This is a genomic window from Fictibacillus macauensis ZFHKF-1, from assembly GCF_000269865.1.
Classification (GTDB): Bacteria; Bacillota; Bacilli; order Bacillales; family Fictibacillaceae; genus Fictibacillus_C; species Fictibacillus_C macauensis.
This window is the reverse complement of sequence record NZ_AKKV01000032.1, coordinates 36,514-63,488: the sequence shown is the minus strand read 5'-3', so window position 1 is coordinate 63,488 and position 26,975 is coordinate 36,514. Positions and strand designations below refer to the sequence as shown.

General features: G+C 42.2%; 32 protein-coding genes and 1 riboswitch. Of the genes, 9 read left to right on the top strand and 23 right to left on the bottom strand.

Going from position 1 to position 26,975, the window contains the following annotated elements; genetic code table 11:
• On the top strand, positions 1-376 hold a 376-nt coding region (locus tag A374_RS20850), incomplete at its 5' end, for a hypothetical protein (protein WP_007203150.1).
• A gap of 7 nt (positions 377-383) precedes the next feature.
• Here A374_RS20850 and efp read toward each other — a convergent pair.
• The 4 genes from efp to A374_RS15335 form a co-directional block, all read right to left on the bottom strand.
• Positions 384-941: an elongation factor P gene (efp, locus tag A374_RS15350; protein WP_007203149.1), complete on the bottom strand. Its 558-nt coding sequence runs from the start codon at positions 939-941 to the stop codon at positions 384-386.
• Positions 942-962: 21 nt separating this feature from the next.
• Positions 963-2,033 carry a M24 family metallopeptidase gene (locus A374_RS15345; RefSeq protein ID WP_040340658.1) on the bottom strand — a complete coding sequence of 357 codons (1,071 nt, stop codon included), beginning with the start codon at positions 2,031-2,033 and terminating at the stop codon, positions 963-965.
• A gap of 25 nt (positions 2,034-2,058) precedes the next feature.
• Entirely contained in the window at positions 2,059-2,487 is a 429-nt protein-coding gene (gene aroQ, locus A374_RS15340) for a type II 3-dehydroquinate dehydratase (protein WP_007203147.1), read from the bottom strand.
• Between the two features lie 71 nt (positions 2,488-2,558).
• Positions 2,559-3,074, bottom strand: a complete 516-nt coding sequence (locus tag A374_RS15335; protein ID WP_238535181.1) for a YqhR family membrane protein — start codon at positions 3,072-3,074, stop codon at positions 2,559-2,561.
• Positions 3,075-3,219: 145 nt separating this feature from the next.
• On the opposite strand from A374_RS15335, the gene A374_RS15330 reads away from it, so the two are divergent.
• Positions 3,220-4,161 carry a DUF1385 domain-containing protein gene (locus A374_RS15330; RefSeq protein ID WP_040340649.1) on the top strand — a complete coding sequence of 314 codons (942 nt, stop codon included), beginning with the start codon at positions 3,220-3,222 and terminating at the stop codon, positions 4,159-4,161.
• Between the two features lie 12 nt (positions 4,162-4,173).
• Entirely contained in the window at positions 4,174-4,527 is a 354-nt protein-coding gene (locus A374_RS15325) for an SA1362 family protein (RefSeq protein ID WP_050979764.1), read from the top strand.
• A 12-nt stretch (positions 4,528-4,539) separates the two neighbouring features.
• Here the strand turns inward: A374_RS15325 and A374_RS15320 are convergent, their stop codons facing one another.
• The 4 genes from A374_RS15320 to A374_RS15305 all read right to left on the bottom strand — a co-directional run bounded on the left by A374_RS15320 (position 4,540) and on the right by A374_RS15305 (position 9,837).
• Entirely contained in the window at positions 4,540-5,445 is a 906-nt protein-coding gene (locus A374_RS15320; protein WP_007203143.1) for a patatin-like phospholipase family protein, read from the bottom strand.
• Between the two features lie 83 nt (positions 5,446-5,528).
• Positions 5,529-5,966, bottom strand: a complete 438-nt coding sequence (gene mntR / locus A374_RS15315; RefSeq protein WP_007203142.1) for a transcriptional regulator MntR — start codon at positions 5,964-5,966, stop codon at positions 5,529-5,531.
• A 132-nt stretch (positions 5,967-6,098) separates the two neighbouring features.
• Positions 6,099-8,663 (bottom strand): vitamin B12-dependent ribonucleotide reductase, encoded by a 2,565-nt coding sequence (locus tag A374_RS15310; protein ID WP_007203141.1) that lies wholly within the window; start codon positions 8,661-8,663, stop codon positions 6,099-6,101.
• 337 nt (positions 8,664-9,000) lie between these two features.
• Positions 9,001-9,837 (bottom strand): lipoate--protein ligase family protein, encoded by an 837-nt coding sequence (locus tag A374_RS15305; protein WP_007203140.1) that lies wholly within the window; start codon positions 9,835-9,837, stop codon positions 9,001-9,003.
• A 152-nt stretch (positions 9,838-9,989) separates the two neighbouring features.
• Between A374_RS15305 and A374_RS15300 the strand changes: the two genes are divergently transcribed.
• On the top strand, positions 9,990-10,367 hold the full coding sequence (locus A374_RS15300; protein WP_007203139.1) for a rhodanese-like domain-containing protein: 378 nt from the start codon (positions 9,990-9,992) through the stop codon (positions 10,365-10,367).
• Between the two features lie 754 nt (positions 10,368-11,121).
• Here A374_RS15300 and gcvPB read toward each other — a convergent pair.
• The 4 genes from gcvPB to A374_RS20705 all read right to left on the bottom strand — a co-directional run bounded on the left by gcvPB (position 11,122) and on the right by A374_RS20705 (position 15,290).
• Positions 11,122-12,582: an aminomethyl-transferring glycine dehydrogenase subunit GcvPB gene (gene gcvPB, locus A374_RS15295; protein WP_007203138.1), complete on the bottom strand. Its 1,461-nt coding sequence runs from the start codon at positions 12,580-12,582 to the stop codon at positions 11,122-11,124.
• Positions 12,583-13,923, bottom strand: a complete 1,341-nt coding sequence (gene gcvPA / locus A374_RS15290) for an aminomethyl-transferring glycine dehydrogenase subunit GcvPA (protein WP_007203137.1) — start codon at positions 13,921-13,923, stop codon at positions 12,583-12,585.
• 29 nt (positions 13,924-13,952) lie between these two features.
• Positions 13,953-15,053, bottom strand: a complete 1,101-nt coding sequence (gene gcvT, locus A374_RS15285) for a glycine cleavage system aminomethyltransferase GcvT (protein WP_007203136.1) — start codon at positions 15,051-15,053, stop codon at positions 13,953-13,955.
• 66 nt (positions 15,054-15,119) lie between these two features.
• Positions 15,120-15,290: a hypothetical protein gene (locus A374_RS20705; RefSeq protein WP_156793242.1), complete on the bottom strand. Its 171-nt coding sequence runs from the start codon at positions 15,288-15,290 to the stop codon at positions 15,120-15,122.
• Positions 15,256-15,343: riboswitch (glycine riboswitch) on the bottom strand. (Overlaps the previous gene by 35 nt.)
• Positions 15,344-15,492: 149 nt before the next feature.
• Here A374_RS20705 and A374_RS15275 point away from each other — a divergent pair.
• Complete coding sequence (locus A374_RS15275) at positions 15,493-17,175, top strand: DEAD/DEAH box helicase (protein WP_007203134.1); 1,683 nt, start codon at positions 15,493-15,495, stop codon at positions 17,173-17,175.
• Positions 17,153-17,947 (top strand): YqhG family protein, encoded by a 795-nt coding sequence (locus A374_RS15270; RefSeq protein WP_007203133.1) that lies wholly within the window; start codon positions 17,153-17,155, stop codon positions 17,945-17,947. Before A374_RS15275 ends, A374_RS15270 begins: the two co-directional genes overlap by 23 nt.
• A 43-nt stretch (positions 17,948-17,990) precedes the next feature.
• Here the strand turns inward: A374_RS15270 and moaA are convergent, their stop codons facing one another.
• The gene (gene moaA, locus A374_RS15265) at positions 17,991-19,004 is read right to left on the bottom strand and encodes a GTP 3',8-cyclase MoaA (protein WP_007203132.1); all 1,014 of its coding nucleotides are present in this window, start codon (positions 19,002-19,004) and stop codon (positions 17,991-17,993) included.
• Between the two features lie 158 nt (positions 19,005-19,162).
• Here moaA and A374_RS15260 point away from each other — a divergent pair, with 158 nt between their 5' ends.
• Together A374_RS15260 and A374_RS15255 are read left to right on the top strand one after the other, a co-directional pair.
• Complete coding sequence (locus A374_RS15260) at positions 19,163-19,507, top strand: tRNA-binding protein (protein ID WP_007203131.1); 345 nt, start codon at positions 19,163-19,165, stop codon at positions 19,505-19,507.
• 24 nt (positions 19,508-19,531) lie between these two features.
• A complete protein-coding gene (locus tag A374_RS15255; protein ID WP_007203130.1) occupies positions 19,532-20,317 on the top strand; it encodes a PhzF family phenazine biosynthesis protein in 786 nt (261 codons plus the stop codon).
• A 53-nt stretch (positions 20,318-20,370) separates the two neighbouring features.
• On the opposite strand, the gene A374_RS15250 is transcribed toward A374_RS15255, so the two are convergent.
• The 4 genes from A374_RS15250 to A374_RS15235 all read right to left on the bottom strand — a co-directional run bounded on the left by A374_RS15250 (position 20,371) and on the right by A374_RS15235 (position 22,982).
• Complete coding sequence (locus tag A374_RS15250; protein ID WP_007203129.1) at positions 20,371-20,937, bottom strand: GNAT family N-acetyltransferase; 567 nt, start codon at positions 20,935-20,937, stop codon at positions 20,371-20,373.
• Positions 20,938-21,114: 177 nt separating this feature from the next.
• Positions 21,115-21,567, bottom strand: a complete 453-nt coding sequence (locus A374_RS15245) for an NUDIX hydrolase (protein ID WP_007203128.1) — start codon at positions 21,565-21,567, stop codon at positions 21,115-21,117.
• A 244-nt stretch (positions 21,568-21,811) separates the two neighbouring features.
• Positions 21,812-22,477 (bottom strand): hypothetical protein, encoded by a 666-nt coding sequence (locus A374_RS15240; RefSeq protein WP_007203127.1) that lies wholly within the window; start codon positions 22,475-22,477, stop codon positions 21,812-21,814.
• Between the two features lie 325 nt (positions 22,478-22,802).
• Entirely contained in the window at positions 22,803-22,982 is a 180-nt protein-coding gene (locus A374_RS15235) for a YqzE family protein (protein WP_007203126.1), read from the bottom strand.
• A gap of 417 nt (positions 22,983-23,399) precedes the next feature.
• Here A374_RS15235 and A374_RS15230 point away from each other — a divergent pair, with 417 nt between their 5' ends.
• Complete coding sequence (locus A374_RS15230) at positions 23,400-24,641, top strand: MFS transporter (RefSeq protein ID WP_007203125.1); 1,242 nt, start codon at positions 23,400-23,402, stop codon at positions 24,639-24,641.
• A gap of 49 nt (positions 24,642-24,690) precedes the next feature.
• Here A374_RS15230 and A374_RS15225 read toward each other — a convergent pair whose 3' ends face one another.
• The 6 genes from A374_RS15225 to comGC are packed head-to-tail and all read right to left on the bottom strand — an operon-like array spanning position 24,691 to position 26,975.
• On the bottom strand, positions 24,691-25,194 hold the full coding sequence (locus tag A374_RS15225) for a shikimate kinase (RefSeq protein WP_007203124.1): 504 nt from the start codon (positions 25,192-25,194) through the stop codon (positions 24,691-24,693).
• A complete protein-coding gene (gene comGG / locus A374_RS15220) occupies positions 25,191-25,568 on the bottom strand; it encodes a competence type IV pilus minor pilin ComGG (protein WP_007203123.1) in 378 nt (125 codons plus the stop codon). Before comGG ends, A374_RS15225 begins: the two co-directional genes overlap by 4 nt.
• Positions 25,565-25,981, bottom strand: a complete 417-nt coding sequence (locus tag A374_RS15215) for a competence type IV pilus minor pilin ComGF (RefSeq protein ID WP_007203122.1) — start codon at positions 25,979-25,981, stop codon at positions 25,565-25,567. The genes comGG and A374_RS15215 overlap by 4 nt, the downstream gene beginning before the upstream one ends.
• Positions 25,978-26,259, bottom strand: a complete 282-nt coding sequence (locus A374_RS15210) for a prepilin-type N-terminal cleavage/methylation domain-containing protein (RefSeq protein ID WP_007203121.1) — start codon at positions 26,257-26,259, stop codon at positions 25,978-25,980. Before A374_RS15210 ends, A374_RS15215 begins: the two co-directional genes overlap by 4 nt.
• Positions 26,246-26,689, bottom strand: coding sequence for a competence type IV pilus minor pilin ComGD (comGD, locus tag A374_RS15205; RefSeq protein ID WP_007203120.1), 444 nt, complete (start codon positions 26,687-26,689; stop codon positions 26,246-26,248). Before comGD ends, A374_RS15210 begins: the two co-directional genes overlap by 14 nt.
• Positions 26,679-26,975, bottom strand: coding sequence for a competence type IV pilus major pilin ComGC (gene comGC / locus A374_RS15200; RefSeq protein ID WP_007203119.1), 297 nt, complete (start codon positions 26,973-26,975; stop codon positions 26,679-26,681). The genes comGD and comGC overlap by 11 nt, the downstream gene beginning before the upstream one ends.

Genomic DNA, 26,975 nt, shown 5'->3' with positions numbered 1-26,975 from the left:
TACGAGAGGATCTCTTCATTTTCACTTTTTTTCATCCCTTACCTACTTTGTTGGAGGCCATTTATCGAGTCTGCGCGCGAACAGACTGGGTCTGCGCGCGAACGGACTGGGTCTGCGCGAGAACGGACTGGGCCTGCGCGCGAATGGACTGGGTCTGCGCGCGAATCGAGGGCTCCTGCGCGCGAACGGACTGGGTCTGCGCGCAAATCGAGAGCCTTGCGCATTTACACAAGAGCTTGCACCTACTTCATTTTTTGGTGCATTCGATGGCTGCTTATATACACAAGACAATCTAAAATCAATCAAACGAACGAGCGGCATGAAAAAAATGGCTTCATCACCGAAACGGATGATGAAGCCATTTTTTATGAGGTAAAGAAGGACTATGCGCGTGATACGTAGTCGCCAGAGCGAGTATCAATGAGTAATTTTTCACCTTGGTTAATGAAAAATGGAACTTGAACGATTAAGCCTGTTTCCATTGTTGCTGGCTTACTTCCACCAGACGCTGTATCACCTTTAATGCCAGGCTCTGTTTCAGCAACTTCTAATTCTACCGTGTTTGGAAGTTCTACACCGATCGTTTCACCTTGATACGTCATGATTTGTACAACCATGTTTTCTAATAAGAACTTTAACTCATACTCAAGCTGTGCAGATGTAAGTTCTGTTTGCTCATACGATTCGTTATCCATGAATGTATGCGTATCACCAGAAGCATATAAGTATTGCATGCGACGGTTTTCAATATGCGCTTTGGCTACTTTTTCGCCGCCACGGAATGTTTTTTCTTGAATAGCGCCCGTACGTAGGTTACGAAGCTTAGAACGAACGAAAGCCGCTCCTTTTCCTGGTTTTACGTGTTGGAATTCCATTACTTGCCAAATTCCACCGTCTACTTCAATTGTTAAGCCTGTACGAAAATCGTTTACAGATACCATGTGTCTTTTCCTCCTAAAATTCTATAAAATAAGCAACTCTTTCGTCGAATGCGTCAACGATTCATTTCCATGTGACGTGATGACCGTATCATCCTCAATGCGAACGCCACCAACACCTGAAACGTAAATGCCCGGTTCTACCGTGACAATCATAGATGGCTCTAGAATGATGTCTGAATGCTTAGCAAGGCTTGGGCCTTCGTGCACTTCTAAACCAATGCCATGACCGGTTGAATGACCGAAGTGTGCGCCATATCCTTGTTGAGTAATATAATCTCTCGTTAAGGCGTCAGCTTGTCTCCCCGTCATACCTGGTGCAATGCCATCCATTCCTCGTTGTTGTGCTTCTTTCACCGTTTCATAAATGCTACGTAATTCTGTGGAAACCGTTCCAACCGCGACTGTTCGCGTCATATCAGAACAATAGCCTTTATAATACGCACCAAAATCCAAGGTAACTAACTCGCCTTGTTGGATCACTTTGTCGGAAGCTTTGCCATGTGGCAACGCTGAACGCCAACCTGAAGCGACAATCATTTCAAAGGAAGAGGAGGCAGCGCCTTCTTTTCGCATGAAGTATTCTAATTCATTGGCAACCTCTAGTTCTGTTTGTCCTTCTTTTATGTACGTGACGATATGAGAAAATGCTGCATCAGCAATTTGGGCTGCTTCCTTTAATATCTTAATCTCTGAAGAGTCCTTAAGCAAGCGTAATTTTTCAATCATGCCCGAAACACCAAGTAGGTTCGTGCCTACCGATTGCATTGCAGCACGATATGTTCGATGCAGGGCATAAGTAACATAGTCTTCCTCAAAGCCAAGAGTAGTAATGCCCAGCTTCTTCACCGTTTGCGCAACGGTTTCTATAAGGGAAGCTGCGTGCTCTACAATGGTAAAATCAGGTGCCTGAGCGGTTGCTTGCTCTACATAGCGAAAGTCTGTTACTAGAACCGCTTGCTGTGCAGTAATGACTAAGACACCTGAACTCCCTGTAAAGCCACTAAGATAACGACGATTGTACGGCGATGTTACGAGCATCGCTTGGATCTCTGTACCCACAAAGCTTTTTCGTAATTTCTCTAGTCGTGCCACTGACATAGTTGTCTCCCCCTCGTTCTTACTCTGCTAACAACGCTTCAATACCTAACTCATACCCTTTAAATCCAAGTCCGGCAATTTGTCCTCGTGCAACAGGTGCAATCACAGAGTGATGGCGAAAAGCTTCACGGGCATGAATGTTGGATATATGTACTTCAATTACAGGAACATTTACACTCGCCATTGCGTCGCGAATGGCATAACTATAATGCGTAAAGGCTCCTGCATTTAATACAATCCCATCCCACGCGTCACTGGCTTCATGAATCCAATCAATTAAATCTCCTTCATGATTGCTTTGACGACATTCAACTGTCACGTTGCGTTCTTCTCCATAAGCGAGCAAGCGTTCCTCTAATGAGGCTAAATCTTCGTGACCATACACGCCTGGCTCTCTTTTTCCCAATCGATTTAAATTCGGGCCATTAAGAACGAGTATTCGCTTCATAGCACATCGGCCCCCTTTTACTTTTCTAATAGGCGATACTTCTGTAATAGTGTATCATACCGCTAGAATAGTTAGCTACTTTTCCTCTCCCTCATCAGCTTTCGTTGATGGTATTCAAAAGACACAGAATAGCCAACGAACACGCCGTATAAGATGAAAATACAAATCGTCGTGGCAATCGTATTACGCCCAAGATTTTTAACCGGTTCAAGACCTGGAAAGATCGGATGAAGCAAGTAAAAAACACAAAGCCACAAAAGAATGCCGTATAACAGACCACCGAACATATTTTTTATACGTATAAAGAGAAAGCGATAGAGAATGGCAATTAATATAGACAGTAAGGCAATGACGATAATGCCAAGCAATTGTCCTAGCCACTCCCCTTTCCATTTACCTAGCGCCCACGGGGCAAGCGCAAGTGCTGGTCCTATTTTCGCTAAATTTAAATAATAAGCGATATACCCAACGACTCCCCAGCACAAGCCTCCAAAGAAACCAATGTTAATCACTCTACTCATGAAACTAGGCATTTGTTCTTCTTTCTTTTCGCTCATTTTTATCACCTCATGCTGTAGTATGTCCAAAAGAGTCCTCTCCCTTTCCTTCTATTAATATTTTGTGTTAAAAGTGTATAAAATGGGAAAAATAAAGGAAAAGAAGTATTGCCTAGAGGTTTATCGCTTTTTCCTGTAGAATTAAGCGTATAAACATATAGGCAGAGGTGTACAGATGAGCGAAAAACAGAAACCGGCATACGGAGGCCAGGCGGTGATGGAAGGCGTCATGTTTGCCGGCCAGCACACATACGTGACAGCCATCCGCAGAACAGATGAGAGTATTGAATACTTTGAAGTAGAAAAACAACCTACGCCCTGGTTAAACAAATTAAAGAAAATACCATTTCTACGCGGCATTGCCGCTATACTAGAAGCGAGCGCAAATGGAACGAAACATTTAAACTTTTCATCAGAACGCTACAATGTACCACCTGGTGAGGAAATAAAGGAAGAACCGCCTTCCAATAAGAAAACGATGGTGTTAAGCATTGCCGTAATTGGGATTCTTTCTTTTCTCTTTGGAAAGTTGATTTTCACCCTCGTTCCCGCATTTGTCGCTTACTCTTTTAAATTTATAATTCCGAGTCATCTTGGGCAAAATTTACTAGAAGGGCTGATTAAGTTTCTCTTTCTTGTAACCTATATTTATTTCGTATCACTCACCCCCGCGGTCAAGCGCGTGTTTCAATATCATGGTGCTGAGCATAAAGTGATTAACGCGTTTGAAAACAATCAAGCATTAACCATTGCTAATGTGAAAGCGCAGTCTCGGCTTCACTATCGTTGCGGTAGCAGCTTTATTTTATTTACTGTCATTGTAGGGGTGTTCGTTTACTTGTTTTTCCCGACAGATCCTTTATGGCAACGAATTCTCTATCGTGTAGCTTTAATTCCTGTCGTCCTTGGCATATCCTTTGAAGTGCTGCAATTTACAAATCGCTTACGCAATGTACCTGTGCTCTCTTATTTAGGGTACCCAGGCTTATGGTTGCAACTTTTAACAACGAAAGAACCAGACGCTAAACAAATTGATGTAGCGATTCATTCCTTTAACGAACTATTGCGTCGTGACAAAGAACATGCTGAGCGTAAGGAAACAACGAAAATTGTTTAATAAGCCAAGGAGGTGAAGAGATTGCCACGCAGATTTTCTAATCCACTTATATGGGTACTTATCGTGTTTGCCATGATCGGTCTTGGATCATACTTATGGAATTCACCTCAGCAGCTTATTTCTTCTATACTCATCATCGGAGTCATCGTTGGGGTAGTCTACTTTCTGTTACAGCGTTCCCGCCCAGCGGAGAACAATAAGTACAAGAAAGCTGTAAAACAATCCAAACGAAAGTATGCCCAACCAACCACTACGCTGAAAAAAACGAGCAGTAAAACAACACCTATGAAAAAACGTAAAAAAGAAACGCATTTAACTGTGATCGAAGGAAAAAAGAATAAGAAAAAAAATCGAGCCTCATTTTGAGCTCGATTTTTCTTATTTACGGGGTTTGCGTCCCACAATCCATTTTGATAGGAAGTCGTCTGTTTGTTTATACCCAAACTGGATCAATTCTTGCTTTACGGATTCTGGTAACTGAAAATCAATGACCGATATTTCACTAACTGGGATAAAAACAATGTCACGAGCATCTTGCTTTGAAATATGGCGATTATCATGTGCTTCCATCATCGTTAAAAAGAGAGCTTTAAACAACCCAAACGCATTTTTTACCTTATGCGCTTGTAAACTTTCATACGAAGAATTTAATTGAAATCCTAGCACCGGTCGAATGGACGTGCGATCTTTTCGCTGAAAAAGCCAGATTGGAAAATTGCTTAACACACCCCCATCCACGATATAACTTTTTTGACCGGTTCGGTTATACAACGGGATGGGATAAAAAAAATACGGAATGCTACAGCTCATACGCACAGCGCGTGCAACCGAAAACTTCTCGGGTAATATGCCATAATCCGGTAAGTCATCCGGTAGCACAATTAATCGGCCCCGCGTAATATCCGATGCTACAATTTTAAGAGAGCCTTCTGGTAAGTCCGCAAACGTTTCAATGCCTTTTGCCAAAAGAAGCTTTTTTACCCATCGTTCGAGTGCATCTCCTTTAAATAGCCCTAACTTCCAGTACACTTTTAACCAGTTCATAAAAGGCAAAGGTAGCCGTGATTTTTTTTCATCTAAAAACTGTTTTAAATCCGTGTGACAAATAATATCCGTTAATTCTTGTGACGTATAACCAGCGCTAACAAGCGCCGCTACGAGCGCACCCGCACTTGCCCCGGCAACGCGCTGAAACCGAAGGCCCCGCTCTTGAGCGGCTTGTAGCGCGCCAATCAAAGAAATTCCCTTAATACCACCACCTGAGAACACACCATCAACCAACATGCTACATTCCCCCCTTTTAGTAGTGTAATAAGCGAGGAATGTCCAATATGAATAAAAAAAACAGTCTTTACGCTTTAGAGGCGTTAAGACTGCTCTTCTTGTTCTTCATTTTTTCGTTGAATTTCTTGCAAGTGTGCTACGCGGCTCGGATCTTCTTCAAAATATTGGAGAAGGTCCCCAATACGATCAATCGCATTCCAGCTTAAGTGATGTTCAATTCCTTCAACATCTTCAAAAATGTTCTCTTCATCCACACCAATCACTTTTAGGAAACCTTCCAATAGTTCATGACGATACACGAGACGTTTTCCAAGTTTTTTTCCACTTGGCGTTAATACAAAGCCTCGATACTTTTCATAAATTAAATATTTTCCCTTATCAAGCTTTTGGATCATTTTTGTTACAGAAGATGGATGGACATCTAAGTTCTCAGCGAGATCGGATACACGCGCATATCCTTTTTCTTCAATCAGCGCATAGATTCGCTCAATATAATCTTCCATGCTAGGCGTTGGGGGCATGCTTTTTCCTCCCGGGTTCATTCATTGCAACATTTGTGCTCTAACTAAAATTTTACTATACATTAGGGTGATGTGACAAGGGCGGAGAAAGGAAAAGCCCGGGCGATTCCGTCCGGGTCTTGTTTCCTTTGCTTATAAACCACACTTCAGTTGTGCATTACAATTCGTACACGTATTGCAACCACCGATTTCTTTTACTTTACCTTTTCGACAAACCGGGCATGTGTTGCCAACTTCATTCCCGATCGTCACGTCTGTCGACCGAACGTCCGTAATCGTATCAACGAGCACGACTTTGCTTTCTTTCTCAACGTCTTCGCCCAAATTCATTTCAATTTGCTCATACGACTCTTCCGCTTTAAGCGTTAATACTTGCGCATCCCGGCTACCATCGACATAGACGGTTCCACCTTTAGCGCCACCTTTATATAAGCGTTCGTACACTTTTTTCACTTGATCCACCGTATAGCCTTTTGGTGCATTAACGGTTTTACTAATGGAGCTATCTACCCATTTTTGAATGACACATTGAGTATCAGCATGAGCCTGTGGCGATAATTCCATCGCTGAAACGAAAAAGTCTGGTAAATTCGCTTCATCTGCTTCTGGATGACGTTCAATATATTCTTTAACGATATCCGCTTTTACTTCAATAAACTTTCCAAGACGGCCGCTTCTAAAATATGAGAAAGAAAAGTATGGCTCTAGTCCTGTTGAAACGCCGACCATCGTACCCGTACTTCCTGTTGGTGCGACAGTTAAAAGATGTGAATTACGAATGCCATAACGAAGAATATCGTCTTTAAGATCTTGTGGCATTTGCTTCATATAGCCAGTTTCAATGAACTTTTGACGAAGCGCCTTCGTTTCTTCTTCTGTAGCGCCGATTAAGAATGGAAAGCTACCCTTTTCTTTTGCGAGTGCAATCGACGTACGATACGCCGTCGTCGCAATAATTTCAAAGATCCGGTCCACAAGCTCGTTTCCTTCTTTAGAGCCATACACCGTTTCGCAATAAATTAACAGATCGTGTAAGCCCATTACGCCGAGCCCGACACGGCGTTCACCGAGCGCTTGCACGCGATTCGGTTCTAAGAAATACGGCGTTGCATCAATGACATTATCTTGCATGCGCACACCGACTTCAACCGTCTGTTTAAGCTTGTCGACATCCAATGTTTTCGTTTCTTTATTCGCCATATTCCCTAGGTTAACAGCTGCTAAGTTACACACCGAGTACGGCGCTAACGGCTGCTCTCCACACGGGTTCGTTGCAACGACTTTTTGTCCGTAAGCGACGGCATTTGTCATGTCATTGGCATTATCAATAAAGAAGATCCCCGGTTCTGCCGAATACGTTGCGCAAATATTAATTAAATTCCAAAGCTCTTTTGCCTTCATGCGCTTGTACACACGAATGCTAAAGCCTTTCTCTTCCCATGCTCGCACATCGCCAACTTCATGCCATTGTTCATTATACGCCTTCATTTCTTCTGGCGTATAATTTTCCACATTCGGAAAACGAAGCGCATATTCTTCGTCCTTCTCTACTGCTTCCATAAACTCTTTCGTAATCGTCACAGAAATATTAGCGCCTGTTAAAAATTCCGAATTATGAACAGAATACGTTCCGCCATCGCGTAACATGGCTTCTGCTTCACGAAGAATATCTGCATCGAATCCGCCGTTTCCTGGGATGTCTTTATACCGAAGAATGCCTTCATACATCGCACGTTCTGTTGGTGTGAGCGGGGTGAATTTTAATTTATCTTGAGCAACTTGCTTAATTTTTTCATCATTCGTATTTTCAATTAAATAGCGAAGAATGCGAGGATTTTGCATTTTTGAAATGATAAAATCAACGATGTCAGGATGCCAGTCCGCTAGCATGATCATTTGCGCACCACGACGAGAGCCGCCTTGCTCTACGAGGTGCGTTAACTTTGCAATGTCATCTAACCAAGAAACAGAACCTGATGACTTTCCATTGACACCACGCGCAAGCGCATTTTTCGGACGAAGGGTAGATCCGTTCGTTCCAACCCCACCACCACGGCTCATAATTTCCATCACTTGTTTGCGGTGATCTGAAATGCCTTCACGAGAGTCTTTTACATACGGCATTACGTAGCAATTAAAGTACGTAACGTCTGTTTGTGCACCTGCACCATAGAGAACACGACCTGCTGGAATAAAGTTCATCTGAGACAATTCGTTGTAAAATTTTTCAAATGACTGTTGCCGCTGTTCTTCGGTCGTTTCAACACTTGCTAACCCTGTTGCATTGCGCATGGCAATCTGCTCATAAAAAACTTCAAGTGGCTTGTCCATCACATCTAGCGAACGACAAATCACACCACTTTCCACTTCTTCTGGGGTATCAAGCACCGCGCGAAACTCTTCTTCCACACGTACGTTTGCAGTCTTCGCTTCCCAATCAATGCTTACGATAAACCCTAGACCACGTGCTGGAAATTTCGGGTCCTCCTTTACTGTTAAAACGACGAAATCGCCTGGTTTTAACGTTTTTCGCTCTGTATCTTTAAAGCTGTATCGATCAAGCATGACGAGCCGCGATACACCTTTGTGTGTTGTTTTCATATCCTTTGTAATTGGATGCACTTGAGGAAATTGCTCAATATCCTTGTTCAGCATCTCCATATTAATTCCTGAAGGGTCATGTACTACTACTCCCATCATTCTCCTCCTCAGTCTGATTTTACTTGGCTTTCCATCTATATGTTGTATGTATTTCAACTACGTCTATACTATATATAGGCGAACTTCTTGTCAAAGCTTTTATCTTGTCAAACTTAAAAAAGGTCGCAAGTAGGAGAAAAAACTAGGAAACTATCTTTTTTAGATTGTAAATGAACCTATTTGTCCTATTTTTAGGATTGAAAAAAGTTCATCTACAATAAAGCCTGATAGCATAGGATTTTTGATTTTTTTGAAGGAAATGGCAAAAAAATTTTCAAGCTTGACAGTGAAAAAATGGAAAAACCGGAACGGATAGTTGTCCCGGTTTTACATCTTATCTCCTAAATGTCCATTCTTTACTACGATATCTTGACGCTGCAATCTCTTCAACTTCACGTTGTTGCTCTTCACTCAGCGTGTAAGGCTGTAGTGTGAGCCCTAGTCCTTCTTCAAACCCTTTATGAAAGGCTACTTTCGCTTCGTCCATCGTAACAGGCGTCTCGCGAAGATCATTCATCGCTACTGCCTTGCTACTAAAGGCGCGTTGCATCCGTTCACGCACACGCTCGCTTGAGTAAATAAACAAATCGAACAGCTTATCTTCATCAAGATCTAGAAGTATTGAACCGTGCTGCAAAATTACACCTTTTTGGCGCGTTTGCGCACTTCCTGCTACTTTTCGGCCTTCTACGACGAGCTCATACCAAGACGGAGCATCAAAACAAACCGCTGAGCGTGGATTTTTCAAGCCCGCTTTCTCTTCTTCCGTACGCGGAATGGCAAAATACGCTTCGAGACCTAAATTGCGAAAACCTTGTAAAATCCCCTCTGAAATAACACGATATGCTTCGGTTACAGAAGAAGGCATGTTGTGATGCTCTTCTGTTACAATGACACTATACGTTAACTCTTGGTCATGCAGTACGCCACGGCCACCTGTAGGTCGACGTACGAAGCCAAGTCCGTATTTTTCAACGGCTTCTAAATTAATTTCTTTTTCTGCTTTTTGAAAATAACCAATCGATAATGTTGCTGGATTCCAACCGTAAAAACGAATGACTGGCGGGATTTTCCCTTCGCTGTGCCAGTTTAATAGCGCTTCATCTAGCGCCATATTGTAAGCGGGGTCACAGTTACCAGAATCAATAAATAGCCACTTTTCTCTTTCCATTGCAAACGCTCCTTTTCTACTCTATTAGTTTATCAAATCTTAGGACGGACTCCAAATTTCAAGTCTTACCATTTTTTCATAACATTTTTTTGATTATCCTCAGCAAGGAAGCTATAATTAGGTGAGATAGAAAAAAGGGAGTGCAAAAAGACATGGAATGGATAATCGTTCTTGTACTTGTGGCAGCGATCCTGGGCTACTTAATTGTAACGGCGCTGTACCAAAAGAAATTTTTAAAAACACTAACGGAAGAAGAGTTTCGTGCAGGCTATCGCAAAGCGCAGCTCATTGACGTTCGCGAACCAGAGGAATTTAAAAAAGGACACATCCTCGGCGCACGTAATATTCCACTAACACAAATGAGACAACGCAAAGGCGAAATTCGCCCCGATAAGCCGGTTTACTTATATTGCGAAAGTGGCATGCGCAGCACACGCGCTGCTCAACTATTGCGCAAAAACAAGTACGCTGACCTTTCACAACTAAAAGGCGGCTTCAAAAAATGGACAGGCAAAGTAAAATCCAGCTAACCATCAAAAGAGAGACATCCCACTTACAGGGTTGCCTCTCTTTTTTAAATGCCAAAATACTCTGCAACTACTATTCTAAAAGTAGATTTGACCTAGTTGTTGCTCTTTTTTATGAAATCTCACTCTTTTTACATGCATGTCTGCCGTTCGTTTGATTCTTGCGAAACGCCTCTTTAAAGTAAAGTGTGCGAATCTGATTTTTTACGTGTAATTCCGCTGTTCGTCCTTGCTTTGTTGCTCTTTTCATGCAATCTAACACTATTTTCACGCACTTTTGCTATTTTTTACGCTTGATTTCTCTTCTTGCGCGTGAACGCACCCCTCTTGCGCGCGAACGCACCCTCTCTGCGCGCGAACGCACCCCTCTTGCGCGCGAATCACACCTCTCTGCGCGTGAACGCACACCCCTCTGCGCGCGAACTGCTTTCTTAACCTTAATGGAGATCTCTTTTCATGCATACACCTACACATTTTTTTAAAGAACTTAAAACCACGCTTTCACATAAGCAACTAATCCCATAAATGCACCTATTCCGCCTCCAATAAAAATAGGTACTACCACATTTGATTTTCTAACTTTATGTAGAATCCTACTCCCTCCTCGATCAATGATGATTAAAAGAATGAGCAACCTGCCTCTCCTTTTCACTTTAACATAAATTGTAAAATAAATGCATATGCTTTCGAGCACTAGGCAGCCAAGCACAAAAAAAACTGTACACCTCTTTAAAAAAGAGATGCACAGGTTACTTCTTTAACCGCGCTCGTAACGCAATACAGGCTTACGCGCTGCCATTGCTTCATCAAGTCGTTTGACGACGGTAGAGTGCGGTGCTTCTTGAACGACTTCTGGTGTTTCTTCTGCTTCTTTTGCAATATGAATCATCGCATCGATAAATTCATCGAGTGTTTCTTTTGATTCGGTTTCGGTAGGCTCGATCATGATCGCCTCTTCCACGCTTAATGGGAAGTAGATAGTTGGCGGATGATAGCCGAAGTCAAGCAGACGTTTTGCCATATCAAGCGTACGCACACCTAGCTTTTTCTGCTTACGACCCGACAACACGAATTCATGCTTACAATGTTGTGTGAACGGCAAGTCAAAGTGTGGCTCTAAACGTCTCATTAAGTAGTTCGCATTTAAAACCGCATATTCAGAGACTTGTTTCAAACCAATTGGTCCCATCGTACGAATGTACGTGTAGGCACGAACGTTAATACCAAAGTTTCCATAATACGGCTTCACGCGACCGATGGATTGTGGACGATCGTATTCAAACGTGTAACGGTCATCTTTTTTCATTAAAACAGGCTTCGGTAAAAACGGAATCAAATCACGTTTGACGCCAACTGGACCTGAGCCTGGGCCACCGCCACCGTGTGGACCTGTAAAGGTTTTATGAAGATTTAAATGGACAACGTCAAAGCCCATATCGCCTGGACGCGTGTAGCCCATGATTGCATTCATGTTCGCGCCATCATAGTAGAGCTTACCACCCGCTTCATGAACAATGGCTGCCATTTCAAGAATATGTTCTTCAAATAAACCGAGCGTATTCGGATTCGTTAGCATTAAGGCCGCTGTATCTGGTCCGACTACACGACGCAAGTCTTCTAAGTCCACTAAGCCACGCTCATCGGATTGAACAGTGATCGAATCAAAGCCAGCTACTGTTGCTGATGCTGGGTTCGTTCCATGCGCGGAATCCGGTACGATGACTTTCGTACGATGTACGTCACCATTCGCTTCGTGGAAGGCACGAATCATCATTAAGCCTGTCCATTCTCCGTGTGCTCCTGCTGCTGGTTGCATCGTTACTTCATCCATACCTGTAATTTCAGCAAGTGATGTTTGCAAGTTATAGAGCATTTCCATCGCACCTTGCACCGTTTCTTCTTCTTGAAGCGGGTGAATGTGCGCAAAGCCTGGATAACGTGCGACATCTTCATTAATTTTCGGATTGTATTTCATCGTACAAGAACCGAGCGGATAAAAACCAGAATCCACACCGTGGTTTCGTTTCGATAACGCTGTATAGTGACGCATAATTTGCAGCTCACTTACTTCTGGTAATTGCGCTGGCTCGCTGCGTAAATAGTCTGCAGGAATCAACTCGTCAACGTTCATTTCTGGCACATCTAGCGCAGGAATGCTGTAGCCTACTCTGCCTTCTTTGGACAATTCAAATACTAATGCTTGATCTTGGTTTGTCATTTACAGCCCCTCCAATACCGTTGCCAATTGATCGATCTGTTCTTTCGTACGCATTTCCGTTACTGCTACGAGCATATGGTTCGCAAGCGCTGGGTAATCACGACCAAGATCATAGCCACCAATAATGCCATGACTGCGCAAGCGTTCGTTTGCTTCTTTTACAGAAACATTCAATTTTACAACAAATTCATTAAAGAATGGCGCTGTAAATGGCACAGTAAGTCCTTTGGCTTGAAATGCCTGTTTTGCATAATGCGATTTTTGAATATTTTGATGCGCAACTTCAGCAATTCCTTGTTTTCCGAGTGCCGTCATAGCAACCGATGCAGCAAGCGCATTTAACGCTTGGTTCGAACAGATGTTAGATGTTGCTTTATCACGACGAATATGTTGCTCACGTGCTTGCAGCGTTAAAACGAAACCACGTTTGCCATTTTCGTCAACTGTTTGACCAACAAGACGTCCTGGTACTTTGCGCATTAATTTTTTCGTAACGGCAAAGTAACCACAGTGTGGTCCACCGAAGCCTTGTGCAATGCCAAATACTTGTGCATCACCGACAACAATATCAGCTCCGAATTTCCCTGGAGGTGTTAGTGCTCCTAAAGAAAGCGGATTGCTCGACACAACAAACATGGCTTTATGCGCATGAACGATCGCTTCAATTTCTTTTAACGGCTCAACTTGCCCGAAGAAGTTCGGATATTGGACCAATACACAGGCTGTCTCATCATCCATTGCGCTTTGTAGCGCTTCAAGATCGGTGATGCCTTCTTTCGTTTCAATTTCCACAACGTCTAGTCGTTGTCCGTTTGCATACGTTTCAAGCACAGCACGTGACTCTGGATGTACGCTTTTAGACACGAGAATCTTTTTACGCTTTGTTTGTCCACATGATAAAAGCGCCGCTTCTGCTAAAGCCGTTCCGCCATCATACATAGAAGAGTTCGCTACGTCCATGCCTGTTAGCTCACAAATCATCGTTTGAAATTCAAAAATGGCTTGCAGCTCTCCTTGCGAAATTTCCGGCTGGTACGGTGTATACGCTGTGTAAAATTCTGAGCGTAACAATACATGATTTACAATCGATGATGTGTAATGATCGTAGACACCCGCTCCTAGGAAACTCGCATACTCTTTTGTATTATGATTTTTAGATGCAAGACCTGACATATACGCAATGAGCTCTGGCTCTGAGAGCGCTTCTTCAATCTTCAAGTCTCCTTGAAAGCGAACGTTTTTTGGAATATCTTGAAACAGTTCTTCTGTTGATGTAATTCCGACTGCTTCCATCATTTCTTTCTTATCTTGATCCGTCATCGGCAAGTAACGAAAAGTCATCTTTCTAGATCCTCCTCTAAAGGGCTGTTTTAGGCGTTGCGTTTATAAAAAGGGGCTTTGACTACGACTGCTTTTAACACTTTTTGACGAATGTGCACGTCCACTTCCGTACCAAGCGTGGCATGTTCCTTGTTAAGCAAAGCCAATCCTAAATTTTTCTTTAATGTTGGTGATTGTGTGCCTGTTGTCACTTCACCAATTAACGCTTCGCCTTGATACACTTGGTAGTGCGAGCGCGGAATGCCTTTATCAATCATTTCAATTCCGACGAGTTTTCGCGGCGCGCCTTCTTCTTTTTGTTGTTTCAAGACGTCTTTACCGATAAAGTCTGCTTCTTTATCCGTTTTAACAGCAAAACCGATTCCTGCTTCAATCGGTGTAATGTCTTTCGTTAATTCTTGACCATAAAGAGCAAGCTTGGCTTCAAAGCGCAACGTATCACGCGCACCAAGACCGCATGGCAATAAGCCTTCTTCTTTTCCTTCTTCTATTAACATGTTCCATAATTGCACGACATCATCACGGTGACAATACAGTTCAAATCCATCTTCTCCCGTATAACCTGTGCGCGATACAAGCGCTTTCACACCACGCAAGTCAACGTTCTCTTTAAATGTAAAAAAGGAAAGTGTAGACAAATCGAGATCCGTAAGTTTTTGTAAAATGACTTCTGCTTTTGGTCCTTGTAGTGCGAGCTGAGCCGTTTCATCTGAAATGTTACGTAACGTTACACCTTCTGTAAGATGAGATTGTAACCAGTCAAAGTCTTTATCAATATTAGAAGCATTTACAACGAGCAAGAAATGATTGTCGCCTTGTTTGTATACAAGTAAGTCATCAACCGTTCCGCCATTTTCATAACACATAACGGTATATTGAGCCCCGCCCACTTTCAGCTTTGTCACATCATTGGTAAGCATGTACTGTAAAAAGGCTTCCGCCTGCTCACCAGTTACTTCAAATTCACCCATATGTGAAACGTCAAACAAGCCTGCTTTACTGCGCACTGCCTCGTGTTCTTCTCCAATGCGGGAAAACTGAACCGGCAATGCCCATCCACCAAAATCGATGACTTTTCCGCCATGCTCGCTATAAACGTTAAATAACGGTGTTTGCTTTAAATCTCCCATGCCATTTCCTCCTCGATTGTACTCTTTGAACAATTCTAAAAACTTTAAAAAAGCAACACAAGCACACTAAAAAAGGACAGAGAAATACCCTTCACTAGGTATCCCTCTGTCCTGCAACCAGTAAGCTTCTGTAGAGACGGAGACCGTCTCGTTCGTTTCTTCGTTGGTGGCTATTACATATGTATAGCGCTCTCCAGAGACGCGTCCAGCAAGAGTCTTTTTGCCTGAGAGTTTCACAGTTGCTTGCTCCTTCGGCGCCACGTAATCGCAGTCTCTCCTCTTACTATCATTCGCAAGTATGTAATTAGTAGGTCGTGTCTATACTAAACATAAGTTTTTAGCGTATGACACATTATTATCCTATCATTATTGCCGTTATAAAAGCAACGCCATTTTCAAAATATGATGCTCTTATTTTTTGAAAAGAAAGGACAAAATCATGGATCTCTCCATTACATTTCATAAAGATTGGTCACAGGATTTTCTAAAAAGGCTCGATGAAGACGGTCCTTGGACGAAATGGGAATTGTATACATTAGCGCTCGAGGCGCAAAAACATTTAGCGGTTCCAGATTTTCTAGGCCTTCAAGCGCCCAATCACTTGCCACAGCTTACTTTTTTACCGCATCAGCTTCAGGTGGCAAAAACCGTCATCGAAAAGATGAACGGGAAAGCCATACTCGCCGATGAAGTGGGACTTGGAAAAACGATCGAAGCGGGACTCATTATGAAAGAATACATGATTCGTGGACTTGCCAAAAAAGTACTCATTCTTGTACCTGCGTCGCTCGTTTTACAATGGACCGGCGAATTAAATCAAAAATTCTTTATACCAGCCGTTGCGCAAAAAAAGTCTTACGTGTGGGAGCAGTGTGAAGTCGTTGTTTCCTCAATCGATACAGCGAAACGACAACCGCATCGTGACATCGTACTAAATCAAGAGTATGACTTAGTCGTTATTGATGAAGCGCATAAGCTAAAAAATAAAAATACGAAAAACTATGAATTCGTGCAGCATTTAAAAAAGAAGTTTTGTCTCTTGTTAACAGCAACGCCTGTGCAAAATCGCGTGGAAGAAATTTTTAATCTCGTATCGCTCTTGAAGCCTGGACATCTTGGCAGCCGCGAAAACTTCGATAAAGATTTTCGCGAAGATCAGCATTCGTTAAAAAATGAAGAAAAATTGAAACAGCTTGTTAATAAAGTCATGGTGCGCAATCGTCGAGAAGAAACCGGCTTAAAGTGGCCAAAGCGCATCGTAAAAACGATTCCTATTACGCTTTCAGAAAGCGAACGTGCGCTTTATGAGCGCATTACCGAGCTAAAAGAGTTGCCCTATTTTGCGCGCAGTAAATTTTCTGTGCTGACGTTGCAACGAGAGGCGTGCAGTTCGCGAGAAGCGTGCTTTCTTACGTTAAAAAACATGCTTGAAAAAAATGAAGGCGCAGGTGCAGATATCATTGTGCCTGTGATGCAACAAATTGAGCATGTAACGCAAAACTCAAAAGCGCTAGAAACGCTTGCCTTAATTAAAGAAATTGGCGATAAAGTGATTGTTTTTACCGAATATCGCGCTACCCAGCTTTATTTGCAATGGTTTTTGCAACAGCACGGCATAAGCTCTGTTCCGTTTCGTGGCGGCTTCAAGCGCAGTAAAAAAGATTATATGACCTATTTATTTAAAAACAATGCCCAAGTACTCATTGCTACGGAAGCTGGCGGCGAAGGCATTAACTTGCAATTTTGTCAGCACATTATTAACTACGATTTACCTTGGAATCCAATGCGGATCGAACAACGCATCGGACGAATTCATCGCATTGGGCAAAAAGGCGATGTGCATATTTACAATTTTGCCACGGAAAATACAATTGAGGAACGAATCGTGAACTTGCTGTATAACAAAATTAACCTGTTTGAAAGTGTGATTGGCGAATTAGACGAGATTCTTGCAAAGTTTGAACTAAAAAACATTGAATCTTACATTTCCGATATTATGTTGCATTCTGAAACAGAAGGCGAAATGAAAGTGAAAATGGATAACCTTGCATCGCTCATCAATTTAGAAGGTGGCATTCAAAAGAAAGGATGGGAAGAACATGCAGCAGCACGAGATTCATGATTTTCTTGAGCGGTATTTTGAAGCCAATGATTGCGAGGTGCTCGAACGTCGCCCTGCGTCGATGAAAATCAAACTATCGATTGAAATTGATAAACTGTTAATGAATCGCCCCTTCTATTGGCACTATTTAGAGAAAACGGGCGGTACACCCCAGCCGATGACACTCTCACTAGCTACAGGACAACAAGCGGGCGATGGAACCGAAGAGTTTATTCATTTTGGCTCACCACGACTGCATCAAATTTTTGCTTCCACGCAAAAACTCGGCTCCTTTATTCGCATGTATGAAAAGGTTGAGCACCATAACGGCAGTAACATTGCGCTTCATCCGTGGCTTTGTGTGAATATGAAAACATCTTATATGTGTGATCAGAAAAAAGACAGAATTACCTCTCATGGCATTCACTTAATCAACGGCACCATTTTGGATCAGTTTCATGAGCGCTTACAGCAGCGACCGCTCTCGCGTAGCATCCCTGATTATTGCTATACTTTATCGCCTTTTATAAAGCCGATGAGTGGACTAAAGCGCATTGAATCGCTTATCGAAGAACAGATTAGCTGTGACGATCATACGTGGGCCGATGATGCCCGCCGTCGCTGGCAAGAAGATCAGGAACTACTCGATCGCTTTTATGAAGATCAAGCGCAAAAGCCTGAATGCTATGAAGTGGAAAAAGAAGCATTGCGTACACAATACGAACCTCGCATTGAAGTCACCTGTATCAATGGCGGCCTTTTTTACTTATCGGATTCGTTCCCCTCTACTTAATAGAAACAGAGCCGCTCGAAGCTAAAAGACTTCGAGCGGCTTTTTAACCACCTATATAGGACATTTCAATTTTTTTCTTAGTACCGGTCCTCTCTTGGCGTTCATCTGAATAGCGATCGGTTCGTTTCTCCCATATGCTCTGTAAAAAGGATCGCAACGCTTCTCCTTGCAATCCTTTGCGAAGCGGCGTTACAAGATCCGTTCCTCGCGAAGCAAATAAGCACGTGTACAGCTTGCCATCAGCCGATAGCCGCGCCCGTGAACAATCTTTACAAAATGTATCACTAATGGAAGATATAATACCGAGTTCATTTTCACCATCCACAAAGGCAAAACGCGAAGCTACTTCCCCAGGATCGTGCGGAGCAATAGGCATAAGCGGAAACTCCTGCTCAATGATAGCGAGCATTTCTGCTTTTGTAACCACGTTCTCTCGTTGCCAACCGTTCGTCATACCAACATCCATAAATTCAATGAGACGCAAAATATAAGGAGACGTTTTAAAATAACGCACCATAGGCAAAATTTCATGGTCATTAATGCCTTTTTGCACCATCATGTTTACTTTTACCGCTAAGCCTGCCTCGTGAGCCGCTTGCATTCCTTGAAGCACAGGCTCTACCCCTATGCCCCGTCCATTGATTTTTCCAAATAATGTCCCATCTAACGCATCTAAACTAACGGTCACCCGATTCATGCCCGCTTCCTTTAATGCTTCTGCATACCGCGGCAATAACACACCATTGGTCGTGAGGGCTAAATCCTCAATGCCCGGCAACTGATACAAACGCTTTATTAGTGACGGCAAGTCTTTTCGCATTAACGGTTCGCCACCTGTTAAGCGAATTTTTCGCACACCGAGCGCGGCAAATTGCTCTGCTACAGCAACGATTTCATCCCATGATAAGAGCTCTTTGTTTTGTAAAAAGGGATACGCTTCGTTAAACACGTCACTCGGCATGCAATATTGACAGCGAAAATTACACTGATCGGTCACTGATATGCGTAAATCCGTTAACGGACGTTTCAACTGATCTTGCACTTTTTTTTGGTTCATTCCTACCACACTTCTCTTCTGTGTAAGTTGTATCTCCACAGTATCAAATATTTCCGAAATGAACAAACACCTTTCCTTTTTTCAACAAATAACAAGGATTTTACAAATTCATACAGAATAAACGAGAAAGCGCCATTTTTTTTAGGAGGGATCGTTTTATGGAACAGACGCTTTCAATGGATACATTTATGCAAGTAGACATTCGAGTTGGACGCATTATGCGCGTCGAGCCTTTTACAAAAGCGCGTAAACCCGCTTATAAGCTTTGGATTGATTTTGGTGAAGAGCTCGGCATAAAAAAATCAAGCGCACAAATTACGGCCCACTATACACCAGAAACGCTCCAAGATCGGCTAATTATGGCGGTCGTAAATTTTCCACCACGCCAAATTGCCGATTTTATGTCGGAAGTGTTAGTGCTTGGCATTCCTCAAGAAAACGAAAGCGAAGTGGTCTTAATTCAGCCTGATCTTCCTGTGAATGTAGGACTTCGCTTACTATAAGTAGGAATAGGAGGAAAAGAAAGCATGCGAATTTTTCATGTGAATACGTTTACGGATGAGGCCTTTTCAGGTAATCCTGCTTCGGTTTGTTTACTAGAGGAGGCGAAGGATGCCGATTGGATGCAACAGCTTGCTAAAGAACTCGCAACACCAGTTACAAGCTTCATTGAACCCGCAAACGGTCACTATCGATTGCGCTGGTTTACGCCAACAATGGAAATATCCTTATGCGGTCATGGTACGTTAGCGAGCGCTCACGTACTTTGGAATAACGCCTTCGCCCATAAAAGCGATCATCTTATTTTTCAAACGAACATCGGCACAATTGAGGCTCGCTTTCATGACGACTGGATTACGTTGCACTTACCAGCAATGGCCATTACAGAAGTGAGTCCGCCGCCTCAACTGCGTCAGGTTGTTGAGGAACCCTATGAATTTGTCGGCAAAAGTGCGCTAGACTATGTCATCGAGCTTTCTTCCGAAGAAGCCGTTCGCCACGCCTCACCAAATATGGAAGCATTGCAGCAGCTCGATGCCCGCGGTGTTATTATAACGAGCGCTAGTCATTCTCCCGATTATGACTTTATTTCGCGGTTCTTTTCTCCGTCTCAAGGCATTGCTGAAGATGCCGTTAACGGCTCCTCTCATGCGTGTCTTGGCCCTTATTGGCGTCACAAGCTCGGCAAAGAGACCCTACTTGCCTACCAAGCTTCTAGCCGCGGCGGTTGGCTTTCGCTCCACGTAACGAAAGAGAAAGTCGCCCTTTCTGGCAAGGCGCTGACTGTATTTGACGGCTTGCTGCGGATTTAATGAAAAAGGGAACTGCCGTTTTTAGGCGTTCCCTTGTTTACTGCTGCACTAGATTAATGGAAGTTCTTGTAATACACAAAATGGTCGGTCCACTCATCGTATTCGTATAGAAAACCTTTACGAAGACATTCAAACTCCATCCCTACACTTTCAGCTAATTTTATAGAAGGCGTATTGTCAAGGTTAATATGGGCTTCTATACGGTGAAATTTCAAATGATTACATGCCATCGTGAGCGCTCCCTTTACCGCTTCTTTACCGTACCCTGATCGCCAATACTGATTATGGATGTTATATCCCATCCTGCCCCATTGAAACTCGTTTCTTGCTAACGTTGAAAAATCAATCATTCCAATATGTATACCATCTTCTTTTCTAAACACACCAAATACGTGAGCAGTGTCTGTTCGCGCTAACGCTTGATGTTGATCTACTAGATTATGAAACCATTCTAGCGTACATTCACTCATATCTATTTTTCCTTGATCGTGACGATGTTGAGAGGGATTACGGTTTTCAAATTCATGTAACCAATTTTCATAATCGTCCTTCTTCAATGGTCTTATTACTAATCGTTCTGTCTCTGAAAAACACTCAAATTTTTCCTCTTTCACTTGCAATGTGACATCTCCTCTGCATTGACTTTTTTTCTGTAGACGAAACCTGCTTTGTTACGATGAATTTGATTATTTGCCATAAGACATCACACCTTTCATAATAGATTTTTGTGCTAATTTGGAACGAGTCCCATATTGTCAAGGAATGCAAACGTAGTCCTTCGTTAAGGTACTCTTTATTTAATACGCGCTACCAATATATTCTTTCAATATTGGTAAATCTGGGGGGCTTATGTTCGGAGGAAGTTCATTGAATTTAAAAAATCTTAATTCTTGCACTTCACTTGTTTCTCTTGTAATGTCACCTTCATACTCACTGCATATATAGGCTGTTATGACATTATATACCTCATCACCGTGAGGATATTTATAATAAAACGTTTCTCCTGAGTAAACATTGAATAACTTTAATGTATTTGCAATTAATCCGGTTTCCTCAAATAACTCTCTCTTCGCTGCTTGTTCTAACGTTTCACCAATTTCCAATGAACCTCCAGCTAGTCCCCAGCAGTTATTGTCTCTTCGAAGTTGTAATAATATCTCTTGTACATCATTAATTAAAATAACACATGCTCCAGCCATTAATAGTGGACGGCTCCCCACTATTCTTCTTAGTTCCGTTATATATCCCATCATCCTCATCCTCCTATTATATGTATTTTCACTCTAGTAAATCCTCTGCAAGCATAGGAAGAATAGCTTCCTTAATTCTTATTACAATTTAAGTGTATCAGCAGTTTATTGAGGAAGAGAAACCGATAAAAAACGGCCTGTTTTCAGTAGAATCAACGATCAACAGCGAAACGTTATTTTTTACGCTTATTTTTCACTGCCAATCAAAAGCAAGTGACATATGAAAAATACAGATGCCCCATCTTTACGTAAGATCTAGATAATAGGACTCGATATGTCGTGTTATAGAACAAGCATTATTCAGAAATACTTTTTGCATTTTTAAGTTGGTTTCGTGGGTACTGCCTTTATAAAAAGTGGCGCCCATTTGCTTTAACAACCATAAGGATTGAGTATGAATGAGACCACTGCGGCCCCTCCCTCGCTCTTCAGGTACTAGTCCAAAATAAAATAATCTACCTTCATCCTGTGTCCCTGGTTCAATATGAGGAATGGTGATCCCGATAGCTTTACTACCTTCGTAGAACGCTACACAAGCATCTCTCCACTTTTCACCTAAAAGCTGTTGGACAGACGCTACGTGTTCCTCTATAGAGAGTGAAGAGGTCCTATTTTCAGAACCTATCCTACATTGACTCCAGAGCTTCTTGAATTCAGCTTCAGTGAGGGTGTTAGTACTGATGCTCCGCCATTCATACGCTTTTTTCGGTTCAGTAAGACCCTGCAATAATTTAGTAACTTCTACTTTTGAGGCATAAGCGGTAAACCCATGGTTAACGAGCAGCTTTGAAAATTGCAAATAATGCGCAGCGGACTTATTAATGACAACACCAATTCTCGTAACGTTCTTATTCCTACTCTCACTTACTAAACTTTCTAGCTCTCCTTTCCCGAGGTTCGTGTCATTCATTCGCTCGTTCTCTTCAATATGTATGTATGCCGGTGCAGCGTTTTCAACTTTAAAGCATGTACTCTATATCATACCCTGATTCATGACTAAGTCAACTTCTTTTCATTTACATCCGTCTGAACACGTCGTTCTACGCATCAGCGTTACACTTGTTTCTTAATCGCATGTTCCTACGCACGAAACGCCGCTTCCCCATTTTTTGTTTGCTCTTCGCAATCGCTGCCTTACACCGTTAATGCTTAATCTCCACCCATTTTACAATCTTATTTTCCTCTTTAGCATACAATACTAGAACCCGAAAACAGCCCATAGAAAAAAGGAAACGCTATTTTTTACGTTTCCTTTTCACTGCCATTTTAAAAGCAAGTGGCATCATACCAAACCACGTGACCGATAATGGCTTACGCTTTTCTTTTTTTTGTTGCTTGCGAACCGCCTTCTCTTCAGATGGCACGTTCATTCGTTGCACAAGAGATTCTACAAGAAACTTAACGTAAGGATTCATAATGCCCACCCTTTTCCGCGTCTTTTTAGTAGCATCTCCTTACGCTTTTTCTTTTAAACGAGCTTTCATCCTAAAATAACGTTCCCCTTAAAATTCACAACTGAACTTCAATGTGCGTTTTTTTAACAAGCGCTTCGCCAACTATTCAGTTTTTCTTGAACACCCATATTTATACTTGTTTTCAAAGGAAAGTAAGCTGCATATGGTATACTTTAAACAACATCCGGACATTACAATACCGTCAAACAAGACGATAACAATACAAAACGACAATCTATGAAACGTGATAAAAAGAGCACCCCCTGCTCTTTTTATCTCGCTCATTCAGTAAAGGAGCATCGTATGTTCATGCCTACTCCCATTTAACTCTCCCGTTTTTTTTATAGCCCAAAACTATGTTAAAAATGGGGGATCATTTTGAAAAAACAGTATAATTTTCTTGTGCTTATGGTAGGTCAGTCTTTAGCCGATTTAGGAGATGTGCTCTATATCGTCGGCCTCATTAGCGCTTTATATGCTTTAACTGCGTCAGCTACGCTATCTGCCTTTGTGCCATTTACGATTACGCTCGCTATGTTTATTTCTAGCCTACTAACGCCGTTACTCATTGGAAACGTTCATTTGAAAGCACTATTAGTATGGTCACAGATCGGAAAGACGGTTCTTTTAGTCGCCTTAGGCATTTTTATTGAATCAAGTCTTACAACTTCTAACGTATACGTTATTTTTATACTCATTGGTGGCATCGCTCTACTAGATGGTTGCGCCAAGCCCATTCGGCAAACACTCATACCTTACTATGTAAAAGAAGATCAGTTAGTAAAAGCCAACGGACTAGCTGAAACCATTGCACAGACGATTCAAATCGGCGCTTGGTTTTTTGGAAGTTTACTCTTACTCGTACTGAATGAACATCAATTAATTTGGCTTGTCGCTCTATTATTTGCACTAGCGAGTGTCCTATTAATGCGGTTACAACATGTCGCACACCATCGTGAACACAAAGAGAAGAAGTGGTCTTTACTCACACAGGGTTGGAAAACGGTCCATCGTACACCTGTTTTAAAAACGATTATGCACATGGAATTTTTTGAAACGATGGCCAGTGCCGTTTGGATTGCAGCTATTCTCTACATTTTTGTAGAAGAAGCTTTGCAAGTAGAAAAACAATGGTGGGGATTTTTAAACGGATCTTTTTTTGTCGGGTTAGTGATAGGCAGTATTGTCTGCATCCAAGTCGCTCATTACATTGATCAAAAGCGCACGTTTTTTATTTGTATGGGAGCGAGTCTGTCTTGCCTTGCAACGCTGTTGTTTAGCATGACGAGTTTTCCTATATTCGCCTTGATTTTGTCCTTTCTCATTGGATTCTTTGGCCAACTAAAAAACATTCCGCAACAAACGGTGATTCAAACGAGCGTGCCAAAAGAACAGCTAGCGACTGTTTACACCTCTATTGGCACCATTTCAACCGGTGTATTTGGAGTATCTTCTTTACTCATTGGGCTGCTTGCCGATATTCTTGGTGTGAGAAGTGTATTTGCTCTTTCTGGCGTGTTACTTGCCGTCGCAAGTGTCATTGCTATGACACACAAAACACGTTTTACTAAAACAACCAGCCACCAGCCGCAAAAAAACAGCTTTACTGACAGCCTATAATACAAAAAAGGAGCTTGCTAGCGATAGCGGAGCTCCTTTTTTTAGCATGTTACTTTTTCTCTTGTAAAGAACGAACGATGTGAGCAACGGTTGCTTGCGCAGCGTGCCCGCCTGTATTCACTTCAAGATCACAGTTCTGATAGTGTGGCAAACGCGCTTGAAATAAAGAGATCATCTCTTCTTTTTTTTGTGCATCAAATAGTGGTCGTGTTTCATCACCCTCTAAGCGTTCAAAAATGACCTCAAGCGGACAATGCAAAAAGACAACCGTGCCGTGCTCCGCCATATACGCTCGATTCTCTGCTGCCATCGGTAAACCGCCGCCGGTCGTTACGACCGCATCAAATGATGGCATCGTACGTAAAACGTCCTTTTCATACGCACGAAACGCCGCTTCTCCTTCTTCAGCAAAAATTTCTGTAATGCGCTTGCCTTGTTGCTCTTCAATCACATGATCGGTATCGATGACTGGCACACCTAATGCTTCACCAAGTAACGCACCAACCGTTGTTTTTCCTGAGCCCATAAAACCTGTTAAGTAAACTGTCTTCACTTTACGTCCTCCGACCATTTTACAATCTTGTTCTCTTTTTTATTATAGTATACTAAGACGGTCTTTGTCTGACCAGAAGGAAGCGAAGCAGTTAACTTTATTGAAACAGAACCTTTCTTCTCCTCATCTACCATGCACGCCACTTCCCCCACATCATACACAATGCGCGTAGGTGTTTTTACGGTCAGCTGCAAGGCGCGCATAACGTCTCGACTACTTTCATCGAGCATTGCTTCTAATTTCTGATTTGCTTGTTCGGAAGCAAGCAGCTGACGCTCCGAAACATACAAAAATATTTGATGACTAACAAGCAACGAAAGCAGAAAGGAAAACAAAAGAACAATTGGTAAAATATAACCATCCTCTTTCTTCATTTGCTCACCATCCTGCGAAATAAGCGCGTATATGTGCGACCTTGTTGATCTGTTATGCTTAGTTTCACGGTATTGTTGGAAAACGCAGGAGAAAAACGGCGCACGCCCATTAACCAAATTTCATGACCTAATCCTTTTTGTTGCTTTCTAATTTTATTTTCATAGAAGGAAAATTCAAATTCCTGCTGCTCTTCAGTATGAAGAACGAGCTGGTCTTTCTTCACTTCCACAAATGAAGATTCTCGAATGAGCCTGCCGATTCCTTGAAAAAAACTTTCAATTTCCTCCATCTTCATTTCACTTGTTGAAGGTGGATTAATGACGTTCATAATCAAGGGTGATAGTGCAGCAAGCGTTGCTAATATGGCAAGTCCAATGATGGCTTCAACGAGTGTAAAACCATTCTTTTTCAAGGTTTCTTCACATCGCATTCGCGATACGTTACTTTATTTTTCCCAACAAAAACAATACACCGATCCTTCCATTCATAGCTCGCTAGTGTTCCAGTTAGCGTGATCGTAGGATCCATTTTCTTATTATTTAACCATTCCAATGCTTCTCGCTTTTGTTTCAGTGTATACCGCTCTACATGAAGCTTATATAATAGGGGGCAAAGTGCGCCAAAGGCAATCGTTAAAACAGCGAGTGCGATTAAAGCTTCTAATAGAAAATAGCCTTTACAATTTCTCAAGATAAAACCTGCCTTTCCCTAGTAAAAAGACGAGTTTATACCGTTGGTGTTCACTAGAAATCAAGAGCGTCCCTGCTGCAGAAATATTGCCACGACTATTATAAACAACTTGCGTGCTCGGCAGCGTACTCGCCACTACTTTTACATGAGAGGGCATCTTAACTTCTTTATACACGGTCCATTGCGAACTACCGATTACATAACGATGCTCTGTATCACGCCACTGCAAATAAACGGGTGATTCAGACTGCAGCGCTAATCGCTGTGTATAATATAAATCACGTTCTAGCTTTTCAAGAAACAAACGCATTTCTTTTGTTTGATAACTTTTTTGAAAATAAATAGTAGCTACTGCTAGAAGAGTACTTCCAATCGCTAAGACAATCATTAGTTCAATTAACGTAAAGCCGTTAGGAGCTTTACGGCGCAACAACGGTTCCTCCTTCTAACTTTAAGGCACTACCATCAGGACATTTAACCGTATCTACATATTTTTCATCCTCTAACGTTTGTAAATTCGTTAAAGGTTTCCCTTTTTCTGATTCATATGCTCCCACTTGACCTTGAACAAGATCTACCGTTGCTTTGCACCCAATATCTTTAGCAATGCCGAGGTTTTTTGCCATCGCAGGTAAGGCAACGAGCAATAAGATCGAAATGATTAAAAGAACAATCATCATTTCTATTAACGTAAAAGCTTTGTTATTTAATCTCAT